19 protein-coding genes are annotated in these 20,372 nt (G+C 44.4%); 13 read left to right on the top strand and 6 right to left on the bottom strand.

All coding sequences use genetic code 11. The annotated features are described in order from the left end of the window. Nucleotides 1-15 precede the first annotated feature (15 nt). Complete coding sequence (gene efeB / locus M1M80_RS19950; protein ID WP_003236053.1) at nt 16-1,266, top strand: iron uptake transporter deferrochelatase/peroxidase subunit; 1,251 nt, start codon at nt 16-18, stop codon at nt 1,264-1,266. Nucleotides 1,267-1,354: 88 nt separating this feature from the next. Further along, nucleotides 1,355-1,957, top strand: a complete 603-nt coding sequence (locus tag M1M80_RS19945; protein WP_060399779.1) for a DsbA family oxidoreductase — start codon at nt 1,355-1,357, stop codon at nt 1,955-1,957. A 29-nt stretch (nt 1,958-1,986) separates the two neighbouring features. On the opposite strand, the gene M1M80_RS19940 is transcribed toward M1M80_RS19945, so the two are convergent. The 3 genes from M1M80_RS19940 to slrA form a co-directional block, all read right to left on the bottom strand. After that, nucleotides 1,987-3,528 (bottom strand): solute symporter family protein, encoded by a 1,542-nt coding sequence (locus tag M1M80_RS19940; RefSeq protein WP_060399778.1) that lies wholly within the window; start codon nt 3,526-3,528, stop codon nt 1,987-1,989. Next, complete coding sequence (locus tag M1M80_RS19935) at nt 3,525-3,833, bottom strand: DUF485 domain-containing protein (protein WP_003236047.1); 309 nt, start codon at nt 3,831-3,833, stop codon at nt 3,525-3,527. The genes M1M80_RS19940 and M1M80_RS19935 overlap by 4 nt, the downstream gene beginning before the upstream one ends. Nucleotides 3,834-4,275: 442 nt before the next feature. Next, nucleotides 4,276-4,434 (bottom strand): transcriptional regulator SlrA, encoded by a 159-nt coding sequence (slrA, locus tag M1M80_RS19930; RefSeq protein WP_003236045.1) that lies wholly within the window; start codon nt 4,432-4,434, stop codon nt 4,276-4,278. A gap of 352 nt (nt 4,435-4,786) precedes the next feature. Here slrA and M1M80_RS19925 point away from each other — a divergent pair, with 352 nt between their 5' ends. The 4 genes from M1M80_RS19925 (at nt 4,787) to galT (ending at nt 8,662) form a co-directional block, all read left to right on the top strand. Further along, nucleotides 4,787-5,458 carry a TetR/AcrR family transcriptional regulator gene (locus M1M80_RS19925; RefSeq protein ID WP_003236042.1) on the top strand — a complete coding sequence of 224 codons (672 nt, stop codon included), beginning with the start codon at nt 4,787-4,789 and terminating at the stop codon, nt 5,456-5,458. Nucleotides 5,459-5,475: 17 nt separating this feature from the next. Further along, complete coding sequence (locus M1M80_RS19920) at nt 5,476-5,859, top strand: GtrA family protein (protein WP_003236040.1); 384 nt, start codon at nt 5,476-5,478, stop codon at nt 5,857-5,859. Nucleotides 5,860-5,944: 85 nt separating this feature from the next. Continuing rightward, nucleotides 5,945-7,117, top strand: a complete 1,173-nt coding sequence (locus tag M1M80_RS19915) for a galactokinase (RefSeq protein WP_060399777.1) — start codon at nt 5,945-5,947, stop codon at nt 7,115-7,117. A 3-nt stretch (nt 7,118-7,120) separates the two neighbouring features. After that, nucleotides 7,121-8,662, top strand: coding sequence for a UDP-glucose--hexose-1-phosphate uridylyltransferase (galT, locus tag M1M80_RS19910; protein ID WP_060399776.1), 1,542 nt, complete (start codon nt 7,121-7,123; stop codon nt 8,660-8,662). A gap of 70 nt (nt 8,663-8,732) precedes the next feature. Here galT and M1M80_RS19905 read toward each other — a convergent pair whose 3' ends face one another. Beyond that, nucleotides 8,733-8,978 (bottom strand): GlsB/YeaQ/YmgE family stress response membrane protein, encoded by a 246-nt coding sequence (locus M1M80_RS19905; RefSeq protein ID WP_003222176.1) that lies wholly within the window; start codon nt 8,976-8,978, stop codon nt 8,733-8,735. A gap of 513 nt (nt 8,979-9,491) precedes the next feature. Between M1M80_RS19905 and qoxA the strand changes: the two genes are divergently transcribed. The 4 genes from qoxA to qoxD are packed head-to-tail and all read left to right on the top strand — an operon-like array spanning nt 9,492 to nt 13,438. Then, nucleotides 9,492-10,457: a cytochrome aa3 quinol oxidase subunit II gene (gene qoxA, locus M1M80_RS19900; RefSeq protein ID WP_080010897.1), complete on the top strand. Its 966-nt coding sequence runs from the start codon at nt 9,492-9,494 to the stop codon at nt 10,455-10,457. Nucleotides 10,458-10,484: 27 nt separating this feature from the next. Continuing rightward, on the top strand, nt 10,485-12,434 hold the full coding sequence (qoxB, locus tag M1M80_RS19895; protein ID WP_003222173.1) for a cytochrome aa3 quinol oxidase subunit I: 1,950 nt from the start codon (nt 10,485-10,487) through the stop codon (nt 12,432-12,434). Between the two features lie 13 nt (nt 12,435-12,447). Next, entirely contained in the window at nt 12,448-13,062 is a 615-nt protein-coding gene (qoxC, locus tag M1M80_RS19890; RefSeq protein WP_003222171.1) for a cytochrome aa3 quinol oxidase subunit III, read from the top strand. Between the two features lies 1 nt (nt 13,063). Continuing rightward, complete coding sequence (qoxD, locus tag M1M80_RS19885) at nt 13,064-13,438, top strand: cytochrome aa3 quinol oxidase subunit IV (protein WP_003236029.1); 375 nt, start codon at nt 13,064-13,066, stop codon at nt 13,436-13,438. A gap of 41 nt (nt 13,439-13,479) precedes the next feature. Here the strand turns inward: qoxD and ywcE are convergent, their stop codons facing one another. Continuing rightward, nucleotides 13,480-13,743 (bottom strand): spore morphogenesis/germination protein YwcE, encoded by a 264-nt coding sequence (gene ywcE / locus M1M80_RS19880; RefSeq protein WP_003227411.1) that lies wholly within the window; start codon nt 13,741-13,743, stop codon nt 13,480-13,482. A 505-nt stretch (nt 13,744-14,248) separates the two neighbouring features. Between ywcE and rodA the strand changes: the two genes are divergently transcribed. From rodA to M1M80_RS19865, 3 genes are all read left to right on the top strand, one after another. Next, nucleotides 14,249-15,427 carry a cell shape-determining peptidoglycan glycosyltransferase RodA gene (rodA, locus tag M1M80_RS19875; RefSeq protein WP_060399775.1) on the top strand — a complete coding sequence of 393 codons (1,179 nt, stop codon included), beginning with the start codon at nt 14,249-14,251 and terminating at the stop codon, nt 15,425-15,427. Between the two features lie 108 nt (nt 15,428-15,535). Further along, on the top strand, nt 15,536-16,285 hold the full coding sequence (nfsA, locus tag M1M80_RS19870; protein WP_060399774.1) for an oxygen-insensitive NADPH nitroreductase: 750 nt from the start codon (nt 15,536-15,538) through the stop codon (nt 16,283-16,285). A gap of 174 nt (nt 16,286-16,459) precedes the next feature. Continuing rightward, complete coding sequence (locus tag M1M80_RS19865) at nt 16,460-17,461, top strand: LLM class flavin-dependent oxidoreductase (protein WP_060399773.1); 1,002 nt, start codon at nt 16,460-16,462, stop codon at nt 17,459-17,461. A gap of 35 nt (nt 17,462-17,496) precedes the next feature. On the opposite strand, the gene vpr is transcribed toward M1M80_RS19865, so the two are convergent. Then, entirely contained in the window at nt 17,497-19,917 is a 2,421-nt protein-coding gene (gene vpr / locus M1M80_RS19860) for a serine protease Vpr (protein ID WP_060399772.1), read from the bottom strand. Between the last annotated feature and the right edge of the window lie 455 nt (nt 19,918-20,372).

Raw genomic sequence — 20,372 nt, 5'->3', positions numbered from 1 at the left:
GAGTTTTGTAACAGCATGAGCGATGAACAAAAAAAGCCAGAACAAATTCATAGACGGGACATCCTAAAATGGGGAGCGATGGCAGGCGCGGCCGTTGCGATCGGTGCCAGCGGACTCGGCGGTCTCGCTCCGCTTGTTCAGACCGCGGCTAAGTCGTCGAAAAAGGATGAAAAAGAGGATGAGCAGGTCGTTCCGTTTTACGGAAAGCATCAGGCCGGAATCACAACTGCCCATCAGACGTATGCTTATTTTGCGGCGCTGGATGTAACTGCAAAAGAGAAGAGCGACATCATTACATTATTCAGAAACTGGACAAGTCTGACACAGATGCTGACGTCTGGAAAGAAAATGTCAGCTGAGCAGAAAAATCAATATCTGCCGCCGCAGGATACAGGTGAATCGGTTGATTTATCCCCTTCCAATTTAACGGTCACATTCGGATTTGGGCCTGGCTTTTTTGAAAAAGACGGAAAGGACCGCTTTGGGCTGAAAAACAAAAAACCGAAGCATCTTGCCGCTCTTCCAGCGATGCCGAATGACAATCTGGATGAGAAGCAGGGAGGCGGAGACATCTGCATTCAAGTATGCGCAGACGATGAACAAGTGGCGTTTCACGCACTGCGGAACCTGCTGAATCAAGCGGTCGGAACCTGTGAGGTCCGCTTTGTGAACAAAGGCTTTTTAAGCGGAGGAAAAAATGGTGAAACGCCGCGCAACCTCTTCGGGTTTAAAGATGGAACAGGCAACCAGAGCACGAAGGATGACACCTTGATGAACTCGATCGTGTGGATTCAGTCCGGTGAACCCGACTGGATGACGGGCGGTACCTATATGGCCTTTCGGAAAATCAAAATGTTCCTTGAGATATGGGACCGCTCTTCCCTCAAGGATCAAGAGGATACCTTCGGCCGCAGAAAAAGCTCGGGAGCGCCTTTTGGCCAGAAAAAAGAAACAGACCCCGTGAAGCTGAATCAAATCCCGGCAAATTCACACGTTAACCTTGCGAAATCTACGGGAAAACAAATTTTGCGAAGAGCTTTCTCTTACACAGAAGGACTTGATCCGAAAACCGGCTATATGGATGCGGGTCTCCTGTTTATCAGCTTTCAAAAAAATCCCGACAATCAGTTCATCCCCATGCTGAAGGCTCTTTCAGCAAAGGATGCGTTAAACGAATACACGCAAACAATCGGTTCTGCTTTATATGCATGCCCAGGCGGCTGCAAAAAAGGAGAATATATTGCCCAGCGTTTGCTGGAATCATAAAGAAGCCTTTATCGGCTTCTTTTTTTAAAAAACAGTTGTAACTTTTATTGTTACAGTTTAAAATCAACCTATACGAAAGGAGATTATCATGACAGTACACATCAAAGTTTATTCAGATTACGTTTGCCCATTTTGCTTCATTGGAAAAGCCGCTTTTGAAGAAGCGATAAAAGGAAAGGATGTTGACGTCGAGTGGCTGCCGTTTGAACTGCGCCCAAGTCCATCTCCTCAGCTTGACCCGGTCAATGATCCTTCCAAACAGTACATGTGGCAGACATCCATTCAGCCAATGGCGGAGAAATTAGGAGTCGACATCAATTTTCCGAACGTCTCGCCTCATCCATATACAGATCTGGCGTTTGAAGGCTTCCACTTTGCCAAGGAATACAATAAAGGACATGAATACAACACCCGTGTCTTTCAAGCATTTTTCCAAGAGGGCCAAAATATTGGCGACATTGACATCTTGACGAAGCTTGCCGAGGAAGTGGGACTAGACGGAGCCTCATTCAAATCCGCACTGGAATCAAGAACATATCAGGACGTACAGCGCCAAGCCTTAAAGCACGCCTATGAAGAGGCTGACATCACAGCCGTTCCAACTTTTATCATTGGCGACACCGTCATTCCGGGAGCAGCCGGCAAGGACGTATTTGAAAAAGCAATTTCTGATGAGCAGCAGAAAAAGTAAGAAAAAGCTCTCTATACAAGAGAGCTTTTTTACTCCTGTTCCATATGAATGCCGGTATGCGCCTTCACCTGTATTTCTGCAAACGTATCTTCATTAACCGTTTTATCTGACGACAGCACCGTTCCGAGCCACGCGCCGAGGAAGCCGAGCGGGATGGAAATAATGCCCGGATTAGAAAGCGGAATGAGCGGATTGCCGGTAAATATAGCACCTCCGGACGGGTCCCACACACTAGGGCTCATCGATACAAGCACAAGCGCGCTGATCAGGCCTGTCAGGCTGCCCCACAAAGCGCCTGTAGCATTGAATCTCTTCCAGAAGACCGTAAACACAATCAGCGGGAGGTTTGCGCTGGCCGCTACCGCAAACGCAAGTGCGACAAGGAACGCTACATTTAAGGACTGTGCGAAAATCGCAAGGAGAATCGAGAGCACCGACACGGCGACAGAAGCCCATCTGGCCGCTTTCATCTGTTCTTTTTCAGTTGCTTCTCCCTTTCTGATAATCTGGCTGTAGATATCATGGGCAAATGCTGAGGCGGCAGACAGCACCAATCCTGTCACGACCGCTAAAATGGTTGCAAAAGCGATCGCTGACACAAACGCGAACAGAAAATCTCCCCCGAGCGCTTTTGCCAAAAGCGGAGCCGCCATATTTCCCGCTTGATCAGCCGCCGTTATCGCATCAAAGCCGACAAATGCAGCGGCGCCAAAGCCGAGAAACACCGTCATAATGTAAAATACACCGATAATCCATGTCGCTGAAACAACGGATGTCCGGGCCGTCTTGGCATCCTTAACGGTATAAAACCGGATCAAAATATGCGGAAGCCCGGCGGTTCCCAGCACGAGTGCCAAGTTTAACGACAAGGTCTCAAGCGGCACCTTGTATTTATTTCCGGGATTTAAGAAATCAGCGCCAAGCGGAGTGGCTGTTTTCATCTGCTCAAACATGGTATTAAGGTTAAAGCCGAATTTCGAAAACACGATGATCGAAATCACGAGTGTGCCGGCCATCAGTAAAACAGCTTTAATAATTTGAACCCAGCTTGTCGCGATCATACCGCCAAACACGACATAAATGGTCATCAGCACCCCGACGATGAGAACCGCCGCGGTATAATCTAGCCCAAGCAGCAGTTTGATCAGCGCGCCCGCCCCCACGAGCTGGGCGATCATATAAAAAGTAGAGATGGCAATGGTATTCAGAGCCGCGACGCCGCGGATTTTCTTTTCTTTAAAGCGAGCCGCAATCATGTCCGCCATCGTATACTTCCCAAGATTCCGAAGCGGTTCCGCCACGATGTACAAGACAACGAGATAAGCCACTAGAAAACCGATGCTGTAAAAGAATCCATCAAATCCATATAACGCAATCATTCCGGCAATCCCAAGAAACGAGGCTGCAGACATGTAGTCACCGGCAATTGCCAGTCCATTCTGAACACCGGTGAGCCCGCCGCCGGCCGTATAAAACTCACTCGTCGTTTTCGTTTTCTTTGCGGCAAAATACGTGATGATAAGCGTCAGGCCGACAATCGCTAAAAATAATAGAAAAGCAGTCATATTCATGTCTGTTCACCCTTCAGATCCGCCTTTAGAGCGCTTACATATCGGTCGAAATGAGCCGCCTTTCGGGAATACACCGTACTCAGTATCCAGGTCATGGCGAATTGGGCGATGGCAAACAGCCAAGCCCATGAAACAGCCCCAATTGCCGGCTTATTCAAAAAGGTGAAATAAGACGTCAAAACAGGAAGTGAAAAATAAAAGACAAAAAAGAAAATCGCAGAAGGAACAATAAAAGCGCGTTTCTGCTTTAAAAAAGCTTGAAAAGACGGAGTTGCAGCAATCTGTTTATAATCAGCTTTGTACATGGCTATCCTCCTTTTATTCGCTAAACGTAAGCAAAAAGGTACACCAATAGGTATGTACTGAAAGTCTGATTTATGCGTTGGAGAACATCTGGAGAATGAAAAAAGAAGGAAGTCGTGAAGATAGGAACGCGAGCGGTATAAAGACAGGCGAAGGTTTTCCAGCTCGGCCGCGTATACACGAGTTTGCTTTCAAAACCTCACCGAATGCAGCTTGTTCTCAGCAAAGCTGCTGTTTACCAGAGCCCGGTTATCATGTTCGCATCACCTCTTTATGACAATGGATGTGCCAAGAGGTGATCGCATCACCGGCTGTCTGTCGTATGTTAGCTGACACACCGTTTGTCCTCAAGCTCGGCGCAGCAATTGCTTTCGAATAGAGGATATGGTGAAAACTCAGATCAGATGATAGAAAAGCCAGAGGTAATAGATCCGCCTGTTCGGATTAGTCTTGGCGGACGGTTTTTTTGTGATTATTCTTTCTCAATGCTGTCTCAGATTCTAAAAACTGTCTCACATCACGAATGCCTAACCCAATAGATCTAGCTTCTTGTATTAACATATGCCAATCTTTGTCCAAATCTTTTTTAACATGAGTTTTCATAGTAACCTCCAATTGTATAAAATGTTTTCCTGCAACATGCGGGCAATAAAGACAAGCCGGCGCGATGATGAGGCGAGTACAACAAATTTCACACATAGTTGCTCGGCGTTCACAAACTGAAGGAAAAACCACCTACCTATTCCCTAAAAAAATGACTAATATAACCAATGAACCTCATTTATAATAATAAACAATTAAATACTGACTGGATAGTATGTAATTGAAAATAAATCCTTCAGCCTATTAAATATGACCCCGGAGAAACCGAATAGCATAAGCATTCAAAGAAATAAATACCGCTAAAGATTGATCCGTTGTAAGATAAGGATAATCATACCGCCTGGAGAAAAATATGAAAAAAAACAAATTTCAAATGAAAAGAGAAGCAACCTTTGAAAGTTTTATAGACGCTGGCTTGAATTTGTTGATTGACCGAGCGTATGATCCGGTTTCTGTTGAGGATATCAGCAGAGCGGCCGGGTACAGTAAAGGAGCATTTTATGTTCATTTTGTCAGCAAGGAGGATTTTCTGCAGCATCTTCTCGAAAAACGCCAGATGAAAAAAGCGATCATCGTAGGGTATCTTGATCAAATGGAACGAACATCGGTGAAACCGCTGACATTGGACGAGGCTGCAAAACATGCCGCAGAGCTGCTTTATTCCTATTACATAAATAAGCCGTCGTGGGACATTACCTCGTTTGCCATGAATATGCCGACGTATAAAGTCCTTCAGAAATGCAAGGCCTATGTCCGGCTGTACGAATTGTGGGTGGAAGAAAATGCGTTATATATTAAGTGGCTGAAGGAGAGAAAGCTGATTGGCGCCTGTATTGATCCGGAATATACGGCTAAAATAATATGTGCAGTGCTCGACGGAATCATCAAACAATCGTATGTATTGGGCCAGCCCGCCACATTCCGCAGCTTTTTAGACGCACTCTCGGTTTTCTTTGCTCCAGACAGAGAGCACGTGAGGCCAAGAATTTTGAAAAGTTTTTCAGAAAGCGAGGAACATCAGTGAAGTATAGAGAAATGATTATGTATATCATTATGGGGGTTTTCACAACCATTGTGAACATCGCCAGCTTTTATATATTGGTAGAGATCATGAATATGGATTACAAAGCCGCCACTGTCGCCGCTTGGATTTTGTCCGTGCTGTTTGCATACATAACAAATAAATTATATGTGTTTCAGCAAAAAACACATGACCTGCAGAGCCTGCTGAAAGAGATCACTGCCTTTTTCAGCGTTCGGGTCCTGTCTCTCGGCATAGATTTAGGCATGATGATCATTCTTGTCGGCCAGTTCAATACAAATGAAACCTTGGCCAAAATACTCGACAACGCGGTCATCGTTGTCGTCAACTATGCTGCAAGCAAATGGCTCGTCTTTAAAAAGACAAAAGAAGAAGGGGTATGACAGGGGACAGCAGCATATGATCTATCGTTTTCGCTGAAGACATAAGGGGAAATAAAAAAATAAAAACCATGAAAGGTGATTGCACATGCGGGAAGAGCTAAAGGGGATATTTGCAAGTGTATTCGGAGAAAAAGAGGGGTTACGGTTTTTTTTCGCACCTGGAAGAGTGAATCTGATTGGAGAACATACAGACTATAACGGCGGGCATGTGTTTCCGTGCGCGCTGACAATGGGTACATATGCTGCTGTTGCAGAAAGAAACGATGGGGTTGTCCGGATGTATTCAGACAACTTTAAAGACGCAGGCATTAAAGAATGCAGCCTTGACGACATCCGCTATCAAAAAGAAGACGACTGGGCGAACTATCCGAAAGGCGTCATTTATGAATTTCAGCAAAGGGGCTATTCAGTTCCCCATGGCTTTGACATTGTATTTTCAGGGAATATTCCAAACGGTGCGGGCCTCTCGTCCTCCGCTTCTATTGAACTGCTGATGGGAGTGGTGCTCCAAAGCTATTTCCATCCTGAAGTGGATGCGCTTGAGCTTGTAAAAATGGCGCAGCATGCGGAAAACACTTTTATCGGTGTCAATTGCGGAATTATGGATCAATTTGCAATCGGAATGGGGAAAAAACATCATGCGATGCTGCTGAACTGCGACACGCTGGACTATGAATATAGCAAACTCGATGTCTCAGGCCTCGCACTGGTCATCGCGAACACGAACAAAAAAAGGACATTGGCAGACTCGAGCTATAATACAAGACGTCAAGAGTGCAATGACGCATTGCTTGATCTGCAAAAAGCACTCGATATTGTCTCGCTGGGCGACATCAAGCCCTCTGATTTCGATGCTAATTCCGGCCTGATCCAAAATGAAACGAACAGACGCCGGGCAAAGCACGCCGTATACGAAAATCACCGCGCCATCAAGACGGCCCAGATGTTCAAAGAAAACAATATAGATGAAATCGGGCTGTTAATGAAGGAATCCCATCTTTCACTGAAGGATGATTATGAAGTGACCTGCCCTGAACTTGACGAGCTTGTGTTTGCGGCGTGGGAGCACGAAGGCGTGATTGGATCAAGAATGACGGGAGCTGGCTTCGGCGGCTGCACCATCAGCATTGTCAAAGATGCGTTTGTTGAAGATTTTATCCAAAAGGTTGGAGACAGGTATCAAGAAAAAACAGGGCTCAAAGCGGATTTTTATGTCGCTGATATCGGAGAAGGAGCGAGAGAACTAAAGGGGGAGTGACACATGAGTATTGTTGAACATCTGGAACAGCTGCTGGAGTATGGCCTGGAACGAAAACTGATTTCGATCTGGGATCGGGAATATACGAGAAACCGTCTTTATGAAGCGTTAGACATCAAGCACCCCGAGCCGGTCTCCCACACATGCATCAAGCAGGCACAAAGCCTGCCGGACTTACTTGCTCCTATTTACAAATGGGCTGCGGAAACCGGCCGTATGGAAGCGGATACAGACACATACCGTGACTTGCTCAGCGCAAAGCTGATGGGGTGTTTCGTACCTGCTCCGTCTGAGGTCATTCGCAAATTTGAAGAGACAAAAGCTTTATACGGCCCAAAACAGGCGACAAAGGAATTCTATCAATATGCAGAGGATGTCTACTATATTCGGTCCGACAGAATCGCCAAAAATGTTCATTGGACGGTGCCGACTGAATATGGCGAGCTGGAAATGACTATTAATCTATCAAAGCCCGAAAAGGACCCAAAAGCGATTGCGGCTGCAAAAGAGCAGGCGCAGACAAATTATCCGAAGTGTTTGCTGTGTAAAGAAAATGTCGGGTTTGAGGGAAGCGTGAACCATCCAGCCCGCCAAAATCACAGAATCATTCCGGTTATTCTTAAAGATGAAGAATGGTATTTGCAGTTCTCGCCATACGTCTATTATCCAGAGCATTGCATCGTCTTAAAAGGTGAACATGAACCAATGGAGATCAGCAGAAAAACATTTGAAAGGCTGCTGTCATTTCTCGGGCAATATCCGCATTATTTTATCGGTTCAAATGCGGATCTGCCAATTGTCGGCGGCAGCATCCTAAGCCATGACCATTTCCAAGGCGGGGCGCACGATTTTCCGATGGCGCGTGCAGAAGCGGAAGAAATATATGAATTAAATGATCATCCAGGCGTGTCGCTGGGCTTAGTGAAGTGGCCGATGTCCGTGCTCAGGCTCCAAGGAGACAAACCGGATCAAGTCGCCGAAGCTGCTGATCATATATTCCGCACGTGGCAAGCGTATTCCGATGAAAAGGCCGACATAGCCGCCTATACAGGCGATACGCCCCATAATACGGTTACGCCGATTGCACGGCGCAGGGGAGACTTGTATGAACTCGATATCGTGCTGAGAAACAATCGGACGGATGGGGAGCATCCATTAGGAATATTTCATCCTCATCAGGAAGTTCACCATATTAAAAAAGAAAATATCGGCCTGATTGAGGTCATGGGATTGGCGATATTGCCGGGCCGTTTACAGGAAGAAATGAAAGAAACGGCAGCGGCGCTTTGCTCTGCTAATCCGAAATCAGCTTTAGAACAAAATCCGCTCACAGCAAAACATAAGGAGTGGGCTCTTCGGATTACGGAAAAAAGAACGATAACAAAAGAAAATGCCGATCTAGTCATAAAAGAAGAGCTTGGACATGTATTCGCGCGCATACTTGAACACGCCGGTGTATTTAAACAGACAACGGAAGGAAAACAGGCCTTCAGCAGGTTTATCGACCATTTAGGCGTCAAACCAGTCAAAAGCCTCAACCGCTAGGGTTGAGGCTTTTTTAATTTTTATGGCAAAGCAAACGCCCAAAGCACTGACGCTTCGGGCGCTGTCACTCTTATCCTCTTTTTCTGGCTAACAGGCTTACTAGAAATACAACAATGGCTGCGCCGATCACCGCAGGAATAATAGCAAATCCGGCTAGGTTCGGCCCCCATGTTCCAAGCAGCCCGTGTCCGATCCAGGCGCCGATAAGGCCTGCGATCATTGACCCGATAATTCCTCCAGGCATATCTCCTTTTACAAACAGGCTGCCAAGCCATCCGATAATAATAGCGACGATAAGTGAAATAATAAAACTCATCATACAACACATCCTATTTTATATTTATTTGCTTATATCATTCCTCTGTTTTGTATAAGATAAACAATTGGATGCGCTAATAAAAAGTTGGAACAGTTCAGAGCATATCGCCGCTCTAATGAGCCTTTTCTTTCAATATTGGTTGCGTTAAAATGGTAATCGTGTGAAAAGATGCTAGGCAAGGAAAAATTAATTCCTTTCTAGAAAGTTTAACAAAATGAAATTTTTGATTGACCTAGGTTTTTTAATGTGGTAAACCTTTATTTGTCAGAATTAGTTCTTCATCATCTTTCTTTACTTATATGCGGAAATAACTAGAAACTTTTCATCTTAAGCGATAGATGTGAATAAAGTTGGAGCAATTTTTGTCGATTTTATGACATTTAAGCGAAATTGGGATGAAGTTTATAAAAAAATAAAGCTAATAAGTGAACTTTTTGATAGCATAACAAAGTAGAGAAAAGATTTTGAGGAAGTATGCACTTCAGATTTATTACATCAATAGGAAGGATGGTGATCTTCTTGTTCAGAGCATTAAAACCGTTACTTGTATTTGCGCTGTTAACTGTGGTTTTCGTCCTTGGGGGATGCAGCAATGCCTCAGTACTAGATCCGAAAGGGCCTGTGGCTGATCAGCAAAGTGATTTAATCCTGTTATCTATCGGATTTATGCTGTTTATCGTCGGGGTCGTCTTTGTTCTATTTACCATTATTTTAGTAAAATACCGCGACCGTAAAGGCAAAGATAATGGATCTTATAACCCAGAAATTCACGGTAACACGTTCTTAGAAGTAGTCTGGACAGTGATCCCAATTTTAATCGTCATTGCACTTTCTGTGCCAACCGTACAGACGATATATTCGTTAGAAAAAGCTCCTGAAGCAACAAAGGATAAAGAGCCTCTTGTTGTTTACGCTACTTCGGTAGACTGGAAATGGGTATTCAGCTACCCTGAACAGGATATTGAAACGGTTAACTACTTAAACATTCCTGTCGACCGCCCAATCTTGTTTAAAATCTCATCTGCAGATTCAATGGCTTCGCTATGGATTCCTCAGCTTGGAGGACAAAAGTACGCGATGGCAGGAATGCTGATGGATCAATACTTACAGGCTGATGAAGTGGGAACTTATGAAGGCCGCAACGCGAACTTCACAGGCGAACATTTTGCCGACCAAGAGTTTGATGTGAATGCTGTAACAGAAAAAGACTTTAACAGCTGGGTGAAAAAGACTCAAAACGAGGCTCCTAAGCTGACAAAAGAGAAGTATGATCAATTAATGCTTCCTGAAAATGTGGACGAATTAACGTTCTCTTCTACTCACTTAAAATACGTTGACCACGGACAAGACGCAGAGTACGCGATGGAGGCCCGCAAACGCCTTGGCTACCAAGCTGTTTCACCGCACTCTAAAACAGATCCGTTTGAAAACGTAAAGGAAAATGAATTTAAGAAGTCTGATGATACAGAAGAATGATATTGATCAGGAAAGGAGGAAGCCCGCATGAAATTCAAATGGGATGAATTTTTCGTAACAGGTGACCCATTAATTCTGGGCGCACAAGTTTCCATCGCACTATCTACCATTGCCATCATTTTTGTACTGACCTACTTCAAGAAATGGAAATGGCTCTGGTCTGAATGGATAACAACTGTTGACCATAAAAAACTCGGAATCATGTATATTATATCTGCTGTAATTATGTTATTCCGCGGCGGTGTCGACGGTCTGATGATGCGTGCCCAGCTAGCGCTTCCGAATAACAGTTTTTTAGACTCAAACCACTATAATGAAATCTTTACAACTCACGGTACGATCATGATCATCTTCATGGCGATGCCGTTCCTAATCGGTCTTATCAACGTTGTTGTACCTCTTCAAATCGGTGCTCGCGACGTTGCGTTCCCTTACTTGAACAACCTGAGCTTCTGGACGTTCTTCGTAGGGGCGATGCTTTTCAATATTTCTTTCGTTATCGGAGGTTCTCCGAACGCAGGCTGGACAAGTTACATGCCGCTTGCAAGTAACGATATGAGCCCTGGACCGGGTGAGAACTACTACCTCCTCGGACTTCAGATTGCCGGTATCGGTACCCTGATGACAGGGATCAACTTTATGGTAACAATCTTAAAAATGAGAACAAAAGGCATGACATTAATGCGTATGCCAATGTTCACATGGACAACACTGATCACAATGGTTATTATCGTGTTTGCGTTCCCTGTACTTACAGTAGCTTTAGCACTTTTATCATTTGATCGTTTGTTCGGTGCTCACTTTTTCACATTGGAAGCAGGCGGTATGCCGATGCTTTGGGCGAACCTGTTCTGGATTTGGGGACATCCTGAAGTATATATCGTTATTCTTCCGGCATTCGGTATTTTCTCTGAGATTATCTCAAGCTTTGCGAGAAAACAATTGTTTGGTTACACAGCGATGGTTGGTTCTATTATCGCCATCTCCGTATTGAGTTTCCTAGTTTGGACTCACCACTTCTTCACAATGGGGAACAGTGCGTCCGTTAACTCTTTCTTCTCAATTACGACAATGGCCATCTCGATTCCGACCGGGGTTAAAATCTTTAACTGGCTCTTTACCATGTATAAAGGCCGAATCAGCTTTACAACGCCTATGCTGTGGGCGCTTGCATTCATTCCTAACTTCGTTATCGGCGGGGTTACAGGGGTTATGCTTGCGATGGCAGCAGCGGATTATCAATACCATAATACGTACTTCCTTGTATCTCACTTCCACTATGTGCTGATCGCAGGTACTGTATTTGCTTGTTTCGCCGGATTTATTTTCTGGTATCCAAAAATGTTCGGCCACAAGCTGAACGAAAGAATCGGAAAATGGTTCTTCTGGATCTTTATGATCGGGTTCAATATTTGTTTCTTCCCGCAATATTTCTTGGGGCTTCAAGGCATGCCTCGCCGTATTTACACATACGGACCGAATGACGGCTGGACAACATTGAACTTTATTTCAACTGTCGGAGCTTTCATGATGGGTGTAGGATTCTTAATCCTTTGCTATAACATCTACTACAGCTTCCGCTACTCTACTCGTGAAATCAGCGGAGATTCATGGGGTGTGGGACGCAGTCTTGATTGGGCGACTTCTTCTGCGATTCCGCCGCATTACAACTTTGCGGTGCTTCCTGAAGTCAAATCTAAAGATGCATTCCATCATATGAAAGAAGAAAAAACTGAGTTATACCCTGAAAGCAAATTCAAGAAAATCCATATGCCAAGCAACTCAGGCAGACCGTTCTTTATGTCTGTTGCCTTCGGTATCGCCGGCTTTGGACTTGTCTTTGAATGGTACTGGATGGGCGTAGTCGGATTGATCGGAGTCCTGCTCTGCATGGTTCTGCGTTCATTCGAATACGACAACGGCTACTACATTAGTGTTGATGAAATAAAAGAGACGGAAAGAAAGATTTCCGAATAAGGAGGCGTGAGTTATGGAACATGCAGAACACGGCAATTCTAACGCGCCTATGGAATATCAATCTGAAACCGGCAGACTTAATATTCTCGGGTTTTGGATCTTTTTAGGGGCAGAAATTGTGTTGTTCTCAACACTATTTGCAACCTTCTTCGTTCTTCAAAACAGAACAGCAGGAGGTGTCTTACCGGACGAACTGTTTGAAGTGAATCTGGTAATGATTATGACGTTCTTGCTGCTTATCAGCAGCTTTACCTGCGGGATCGCTGTTCATGAAATGCGCCGCGGAAGTTTAAAAGGCGTAGTCATTTGGACAATTATCACTCTTCTTCTTGGCGCCGGCTTCGTCGGTTGCGAGATCAACGAGTTTGTCCACTATGTACATGAAGGAGCATCTCTCGGTACAAGTGCGTTCTGGTCTGGATTCTTTGTTTTACTTGGAACTCACGGAACTCACGTAACAATCGGTATTTTCTGGATCATAGGAATTCTGATTCAGTTGAAGAAACGCGGCTTAACTCCGCAAACTTCATCTAAAATCTTTATCTCAAGCTTGTACTGGCACTTCTTAGATGTTGTATGGATTTTCATCTTTACAGGTGTCTATCTCATGGGATTGGGGGGTCTGTAAAATGGCAAACAAATCTGCTGAACACAGTCACTTTCCATGGAAGCACATTGTAGGTTTTGCACTGTCTATCGTTTTGACCCTGCTGGCTTTATGGGTTGCAGTGTATACTGACCTAAGCTCATCAGCAAAACTTTGGATCATTTTCGGATTCGCCTTCATTCAGGCGGCACTGCAGCTTCTCATGTTCATGCACATGACAGAGAGCGAAAACGGCAGTATCCAAGTCGGTAACACGCTGTTCGGATTCTTCGGCGCGATCGTTATCGTGCTTGGATCCATCTGGATTTTTGCGGCTCACTATCACCATGGTGACCATATGGACGGAAATCCTCCTGGAGGCGCTAAGCACTCAGAGCATTCAGGCCACAACGAATAATACAAAAACCCTCTTCGTTAGAAGAGGGTTTTTTGCTGTCCTCAGCTGCTTCGCTTTCTGCGAAGATACGGAAGACCGTAAATGATAAATGCGGCGATATGAGCGACAATGACGTTGACGGCAAACAAGATAATCATGAGAGTGTGTCCTAGTGGAGAAAGGCTTTCTGTTGCGTAAAAGAAGAAGAATACCCACATTAAGATGATTGGCGGAATAGCTGAGAGTGCGACTTTTTTGTTATCAAGCCAAATAAAGAGAGGAGTTGCGCTGGCAACCAATAAATAAGCAAAAAACATGTCCATCATACCCGTCTCCTTTCATTTTGTGATAGCGTTTACAAAAATGAAATAGAGGAACTGAGTTGTGTCTGTTTTGTGGTTGTTTTGTGAACATTCTGTTACAATTATTATACCATGTTTTCCAGAAATTGATACACGTTTTTGCAGAAATGGTCTGGACCTATTGTCTTATTTTTTAAAACGTATTTTCTAGGAGAATGTATAGACAAGGGCAGATGTTATTGCGGATTCTATATAATGAAACACTATGCTGAATAAGCGATTTGGGTACGAAACACATATTGTATATTAGTTTTTAACCAAACCCTTTATAATGGGGTTTTTTTCATTTGAAAAGTTTTGTGCCAATCGAAACGTTTTGGTTTATGATACGTCATATTTCGTGTAGCTGAAAAAGCGTTGCAAATGCGCAAAAAACATAAAAGGAAACGAGCTTCACGTGTCATCTTGATCGAGGTTCATGTATAATAAACATTAGTGATTTTCCGATGAAAATGTAAGGCGGGATAGAATGGGTCGATATAAGAAACAGCAAAGCCCCTTTTACCAGGGGGATTTGATTTTTATATTTGGTGTGTTTTTTATTATAAGTGTAGTATCAATTTATGCTGCTGGACAATTTGGGCAGTATGGGAACACGGATTGGATACAGCAAATTGTGTTTTATCTTTTGGGAGCTATTGCCATCACAGTGCTTTTGTACTTTGATTTAGAACAGCTTGAAAAATTAAGTTTATATATTTTTATCATTGGTATTTTATCTTTGATTATTCTAAAGATCAGTCCTGAGTCCATTGCACCTGTCATTAAAGGAGCAAAAAGTTGGTTTAGGTTTGGGAGAATAACCATACAGCCATCAGAGTTTATGAAGGTTGGTTTGATTATGATGCTAGCTTCAGTCATCGGAAAAGCCAATCCTAAAGGAGTACGGACACTTAGAGATGATATTCACCTGTTATTAAAGATTGCGGGTGTCGCAGTTATCCCTGTTGGTCTTATCCTAATGCAAGATGCTGGGACTGCGGGAATATGTATGTTTATCGTTCTTGTAATGGTTTTTATGTCAGGGATCAATTGGAAACTGATAACAATCATTGCTGGTTCAGGTATCTTACTCATTTCATTAATTTTATTAGTAATGATAAACTTTCCCGACGCTGCAAAATCAGTCGGAATACAGGAATATCAAATTAAGAGGGTTACTTCTTGGGTTTCTGATTCAAATGAGACACAGAATGATGATAGCGGGTGGCAAGTTGATCAAGCTATCATGGCTATAGGATCTGGTGGTATTTTGGGAAATGGTATTTCTGAATTAAAGGTTTATGTTCCAGAAAGTACAACTGACTTCATCTTTTCTATAATAGGTGAATCCTTTGGATTTTTAGGCTGTGCCTTTGTCGTCATCATGTTCTTCTTCTTAATCTACAGGCTTGTCGTTCTGATTGACAAAATACATCCGTTTAACCGTTTCGCTTCTTTCTTTTGCGTTGGCTATACGGCGTTAATAGTAATTCACACATTCCAGAATATCGGAATGAACATCGGTATTATGCCTGTTACCGGGATTCCGTTGCTGTTTGTCAGCTACGGGGGAAGCTCTACACTTTCCACGCTGATCGGCTTCGGGATTGTATATAATGCGAGTGTGCAGCTGACGAAATACAGAAGCTATCTCTTTAATTCTTAATATGCAGACAGCCTTGAAAAAGGCTGTCTTTTTTGTTGTTGCAGAGCATTTCGCTTTTGAGTTCACATTTTTTCGGATATGATAAAAACAGATAAGGAGGTTCTTGTGATGAATAACACAATCGAAACCATTTTGAATCATCGGTCAATCCGGTCTTTTACTGATCAGCTTTTGACAGCTGAAGAAATTGATACATTAGTGAAAAGTGCGCAGGCTGCATCAACGTCCAGCTATGTGCAGGCATATTCGATAATCGGTGTTTCCGATCCTGAGAAAAAACGTGAGCTGTCTGTGCTTGCCGGAAATCAGCCTTACGTTGAGAACAACGGACACTTTTTTGTATTTTGCGCGGACTTGTACCGCCACCAAAAACTAGCTGAGGAAAAAGGCGAAAATATCTCTGAGCTGCTTGAAAATACGGAAATGTTTATGGTGAGCTTGATTGATGCGGCGCTGGCAGCGCAAAATATGAGCATTGCTGCTGAATCAATGGGGCTTGGCATTTGCTATATCGGCGGCATTCGGAATGAACTGGACAAGGTGACAGAGGTGCTGCAAACGCCTGACCATGTGCTTCCGCTTTTCGGTCTGGCAGTAGGCCATCCTGCCAACCTATCCGGCAAAAAACCGAGATTGCCAAAGCAGGCTGTCTATCATGAGAATACGTATAATGTGAATGCAGACGATTTCCGGGAAACCATGAATGCGTATGATCAAACCATTTCTGATTATTATAGAGAAAGAACAAACGGACAGAGGGAAGAAACGTGGTCTGATCAAATTCTGAACTTTATGAAGCAGAAGCCTCGTACGTATTTAAATGACTATGTCAAAGAAAAAGGATTTAATAAAAACTAAAGCAAACCTCTCCGTTCGGAGGGGTTTTTATGTTTCACGTGTAACATATTCCGACAAATAGAGACATGCTGTCACAAATAAATGACGAATGATCGGGAGACACTGATAAGCAGTATGAGCGGCTTTGGCGAAAAAATAAGGGATCAGTGATACGATGAGGATGAGGTGGTAGGGATGATTTCATTAAGTATATTAGATCAATCTCCAGTATCAGAGGGCAGCAGTGCAGAAACAGCATTACAGCAAACGGTTGCGCTTGCACAGGCTGCTGAGGATTTTGGATATAAGAGATTTTGGGTTTCTGAGCATCACTTTTCAAAGCGGCTGGCAGGGTCAAGCCCAGAGGTGCTGATCAGTCATATAGCGGCAAAAACAAAGCGAATCCGTGTTGGATCAGGGGGAGTCATGCTGCCGCATTACAGCGCTTATAAAGTAGCTGAGAATTTCCGTGTGCTGGAGGGGCTGACACCGGGAAGAATTGATCTTGGGCTTGGCAGAGCACCGGGGGGAATGCCGATTGCATCCTGGGCGCTGAATGACGGCGGGAAGCGCAATGCTGATCAGTATCCGCAGCAAATCAAGGAGCTGACCATGTATCTGCATGATTTGGCGGATGACAAACACCGTTTTCCGAATTTGACGGCTGCGCCGCATATTTCCACCGCGCCGGATGTGTGGCTGCTTGGCTCATCTGGAGAAAGCGCGCTGCTCGCCGCTGAGTCAGGCGCTGGCTATATGTTTGCCCACTTTATCAATGGAGAGGGCGGAGAGGATACTGTCAGACAGTATAAGAGACGATTTAAGCCGTCTGTCTTAGGAGACACGCCCCGAGCGGCAGTCGCTGTTTTTGTTCTTTGTGCTGACACGGAGGAGAAGGCGGAGGAGCTTGCGGCAGTGCTTGATTTTACGCTTTTGGCAGGGGAGCAGGGCATTCCTTTAGAAGGAGTTCCTTCGTTTGAAGCTGTTCGAGAAAATACGTACTCCCCCTATGAACAGAGACGAATTGCTGATAATCGAAATCGAATGATTGTCGGCACGAAAGAACAGGTGAAGGAGCAGTTGTTAGCTTTGAGTAAGGCGTATGGAACAGAGGAAATCATGGCGGTGACCATTACGCATCATTTTGAAGATAAGCTCCATTCTTATCGTTTATTGCAGGAGGCATTTGCGAATTAATCTAAAAAGCCCTGCCAAATCGGCAGGGCTTTTTATTATTCAATGGTAAAAGGCTCTTCAGTCAGAACCTGGCTTGATTTGCCTTTATTCGCGGCATAGGCGAGCAAGTAATATTCTCCGGCCGGAAGCTTGGTTCCACCATTGATTGTGCCGTCCCAGTCAAAGTACTGATAGCCTTTATCTTGATTTTTATAAATGCCGGCTTGGCCTGCAAAATCAAGGTTGCTGTCATAGACGAGGAACGCCAGCTCTTCTGCTCCCGCAGGAAGGTAGGTTTCAATTTGATAGGTGCCTTGTACAGACCCTTCGCTGACGGAGACAGATGTTACTCTCGGATAATCCGGCTCTTTGACGATCAGCAATGTAGGTACCTTGGCGACGGTTTTTCCGCCTTCTCTGACGATGACCGTTCCTTCATAGGTGCCAGCTTTTGCTTTGTTTGTATTAACCTTTACTTTTGCAGTGGCTTTTCCGGTTTTATGTGCCGGAATCACAACTCGGCTTGTGCCGGATGTGGAGATGCCGCTGCCGTTAAATGAGTATTCAAGTGTGTATGACTTTCTAATGGAAGATTGGTTTTCAATCGTAAAGGTTTCTTTTTTCGTTTCGTTTCCGTTTTCCTTCAAGAATGTTCCATATGAATAGCTTCCAGGTGAGACGAGTGAGTCGGCTTTGATCGCGTTCATGATTCTCGCGCTGCCTGCGCCTTGGGCGTTATGCGGATACACTTCTCCGTCGCCATCCTTTAAGGTGACAGCGGTGTTCATGATGGCGGCTTTGATCTGTTCAACGCTCCACTTTGGTTTTGCTTGTTTGATAACGGCAACCGCTCCGGCAATATGAGGAGATGCCATGCTTGTTCCTTGTTTTGATCCGTAGCCATATGGGTTTTGAGGATCGTGTGTCGGAATGGTGCTGATGATATTGACGCCTGGTGCGGAAATATCAGGCTTAATCATCCACGTATCCATTACAGGGCCGCGGGAAGAGAAATCAGCTACTTGCTCACCAAGCGCTTTTGAGACCGTCAACTTGAATGCTGTTTTTGTCTCGCCTGCTTTCAAGGCACTGACGAGTTTTTCGCCGTCTTCTAATGAAAGCTTAATCGTCGGCACAGACATGCCTGGTACATTGGCTTCAATTTCTCCGGAGAGGTTGTTATACACAACCATGCCGATGGCGCCGGCTTTTTTAGCATTGTCGGCTTTATCCACAAACGCAATGCTGCCCCGTTTGACAACGGCGACTTTGCCTGTCAGATCTTTTCCTTCAAAGTCCTTTGCTTCGCCAAGTCCGGCTTCAACTAGCTCAACTTCTTTGTTATTGAGCGCTTTGACATCGTCCTCTTTGTTATACCCCATTACTTTTGCCGAAGAGTAAGAGCCGAAAGTGACGGCGTATTCATTGAGCGGCAGCTGAGTCGCGCCGACAGAAATCGCTTCTCTTGATGTGCCTGGCGATCCGACTGTCCAGCCGTTCGGTCCGCTGTTGCCGTTTGACGTAACCGCAACGACGCCCTCTGACATGGCCCAGTCAAGCGCTGTGCTCGTCGCCCAGTCCGGGTTGTTTAATGAATTTCCGAGAGACAGGTTCATCACATCTGCTCCGTCCTGTACAGCACGTTCCACGCCGGCAATGACATTTTCTGTTGTGCCGCTTCCGCCAGGGCCCAGCACGCGGTAAGCAAGAAGTGTGGCATCAGGCGCCACGCCTTTAATCGTTCCGTTTGCGGCGACAGTTCCGGCCACGTGCGTTCCGTGGTCAGTGGCTTCACCTCTCGGATCGCCGGTTGGTGTTTCTTTCGGGTCGTAATCATTGTCTACAAAATCATATCCTTTATATTGTCCGAAGTTTTTCTTCAAATCAGGGTGATTGTATTCAACACCAGTATCAATAACCGCTACCTTCACGCCTTTTCCTGTGTAGCCTAAATCCCATGCGTCGTTTGCTCCGATATACGGCGCGCTGTCATCCATTTGCGGAGATACGGCGTCCTCGGAGACCGTGACGTCTTTATCCTTCATATTGTCTGTTTTATAGGTCACGTTCGGGTATACTGCCTTTACGTCTTTTACTGCAAGAAGTTTTGGAATCTCATTAGCTGGGAGCTTCATAGAAAAGCCTGAAAACACCTGCTCATATTCCCGGTTTACTTTTCCGTTTTTCACCGCTTTGACAGCACTGTTTTTGGCTTTTGTTCGAGCGGTTTTCAGCTTGCTTTTCGTTTGGCTTTCTCCCGCTTCCTTCGCCTCTGCCAAGGATTTTTCTTTTAATTCCACGATAACGGTTGTTTTTTTGCTTGTTGTCATGTCGATATCACCGAATACCTCGGCTTTTTCCAGGTCAGCCGACGTTTTTGAAGAAACCGGCGCCGCCTGTACTCCTGTCATACCTGTGGATAACGTAAAAAATAAAACAAAACTTAGGAGCAGAAAGCGAATGATTCCATTTTTCAATGTATTTCCCCCTTTGTGTTTAGAAAAAATGTTAAAGATCTAGTATATATTTCTTGAAAATTCAAAAAAATCCTTGTGTCATTTGGACCATTTATTGGATTTCGTTTGTGTATAAGGAAGGAGTTATACACAGAACCCTGTGTATAAGTGAATAAACCTGTGTATATATATAGTTGGGAATATATGTTCTTATACAAAATATTGATAGAGTTTGTGGACATGTGGATATCTCTTGTGATTAAGTTGTTCTTATCTTTGGGATAACTTGTGTATAAAGTTTTTAATGCGGTTCTCCAATTTTCATTTCATTTCTTTCAGCTTTCAACAAAACTTCTAAAAACTAGTTGGTTTTTTCACTCATATTGTGACAAAGAATTCTTTTTCCACGGTCTATTATAGAGTCATGAGTTTTGCTAGAGCCGCTAGTTTGCGAGAAAAGAAATCGGCCGTCTTTT

The organism is Bacillus inaquosorum (assembly GCF_023238325.1).
Lineage (GTDB): Bacteria > Bacillota > Bacilli > Bacillales > Bacillaceae > Bacillus > Bacillus inaquosorum.
This window is presented reverse-complemented; position numbering and strand designations above follow the sequence as displayed.

Bases quoted from the DNA above. Each gene is read 5' to 3' on its own strand.
- rodA (WP_060399775.1), top strand. From the start codon at position 14,249: ATGGGTCGATATAAGAAACAGCAAAGCCCCTTTTACCAGGGGGATTTG.
- M1M80_RS19915 (WP_060399777.1), top strand. From the start codon at position 5,945: ATGCGGGAAGAGCTAAAGGGGATATTTGCAAGTGTATTCGGAGAAAAA.
- galT (WP_060399776.1), top strand. From the start codon at position 7,121: ATGAGTATTGTTGAACATCTGGAACAGCTGCTGGAGTATGGCCTGGAA.
- M1M80_RS19940 (WP_060399778.1), bottom strand. From the start codon at position 3,528: ATGAATATGACTGCTTTTCTATTATTTTTAGCGATTGTCGGCCTGACG.
- M1M80_RS19865 (WP_060399773.1), top strand. From the start codon at position 16,460: ATGATTTCATTAAGTATATTAGATCAATCTCCAGTATCAGAGGGCAGC.
- qoxC (WP_003222171.1), top strand. From the start codon at position 12,448: ATGGAACATGCAGAACACGGCAATTCTAACGCGCCTATGGAATATCAA.
- qoxB (WP_003222173.1), top strand. From the start codon at position 10,485: ATGAAATTCAAATGGGATGAATTTTTCGTAACAGGTGACCCATTAATT.
- slrA (WP_003236045.1), bottom strand. From the start codon at position 4,434: ATGAAAACTCATGTTAAAAAAGATTTGGACAAAGATTGGCATATGTTA.
- M1M80_RS19935 (WP_003236047.1), bottom strand. From the start codon at position 3,833: ATGTACAAAGCTGATTATAAACAGATTGCTGCAACTCCGTCTTTTCAA.
- nfsA (WP_060399774.1), top strand. From the start codon at position 15,536: ATGAATAACACAATCGAAACCATTTTGAATCATCGGTCAATCCGGTCT.
- M1M80_RS19905 (WP_003222176.1), bottom strand. From the start codon at position 8,978: ATGAGTTTTATTATTTCACTTATCGTCGCTATTATTATCGGATGGCTT.
- M1M80_RS19945 (WP_060399779.1), top strand. From the start codon at position 1,355: ATGACAGTACACATCAAAGTTTATTCAGATTACGTTTGCCCATTTTGC.
- M1M80_RS19920 (WP_003236040.1), top strand. From the start codon at position 5,476: ATGTATATCATTATGGGGGTTTTCACAACCATTGTGAACATCGCCAGC.
- qoxD (WP_003236029.1), top strand. From the start codon at position 13,064: ATGGCAAACAAATCTGCTGAACACAGTCACTTTCCATGGAAGCACATT.
- M1M80_RS19925 (WP_003236042.1), top strand. From the start codon at position 4,787: ATGAAAAAAAACAAATTTCAAATGAAAAGAGAAGCAACCTTTGAAAGT.
- efeB (WP_003236053.1), top strand. From the start codon at position 16: ATGAGCGATGAACAAAAAAAGCCAGAACAAATTCATAGACGGGACATC.
- ywcE (WP_003227411.1), bottom strand. From the start codon at position 13,743: ATGATGGACATGTTTTTTGCTTATTTATTGGTTGCCAGCGCAACTCCT.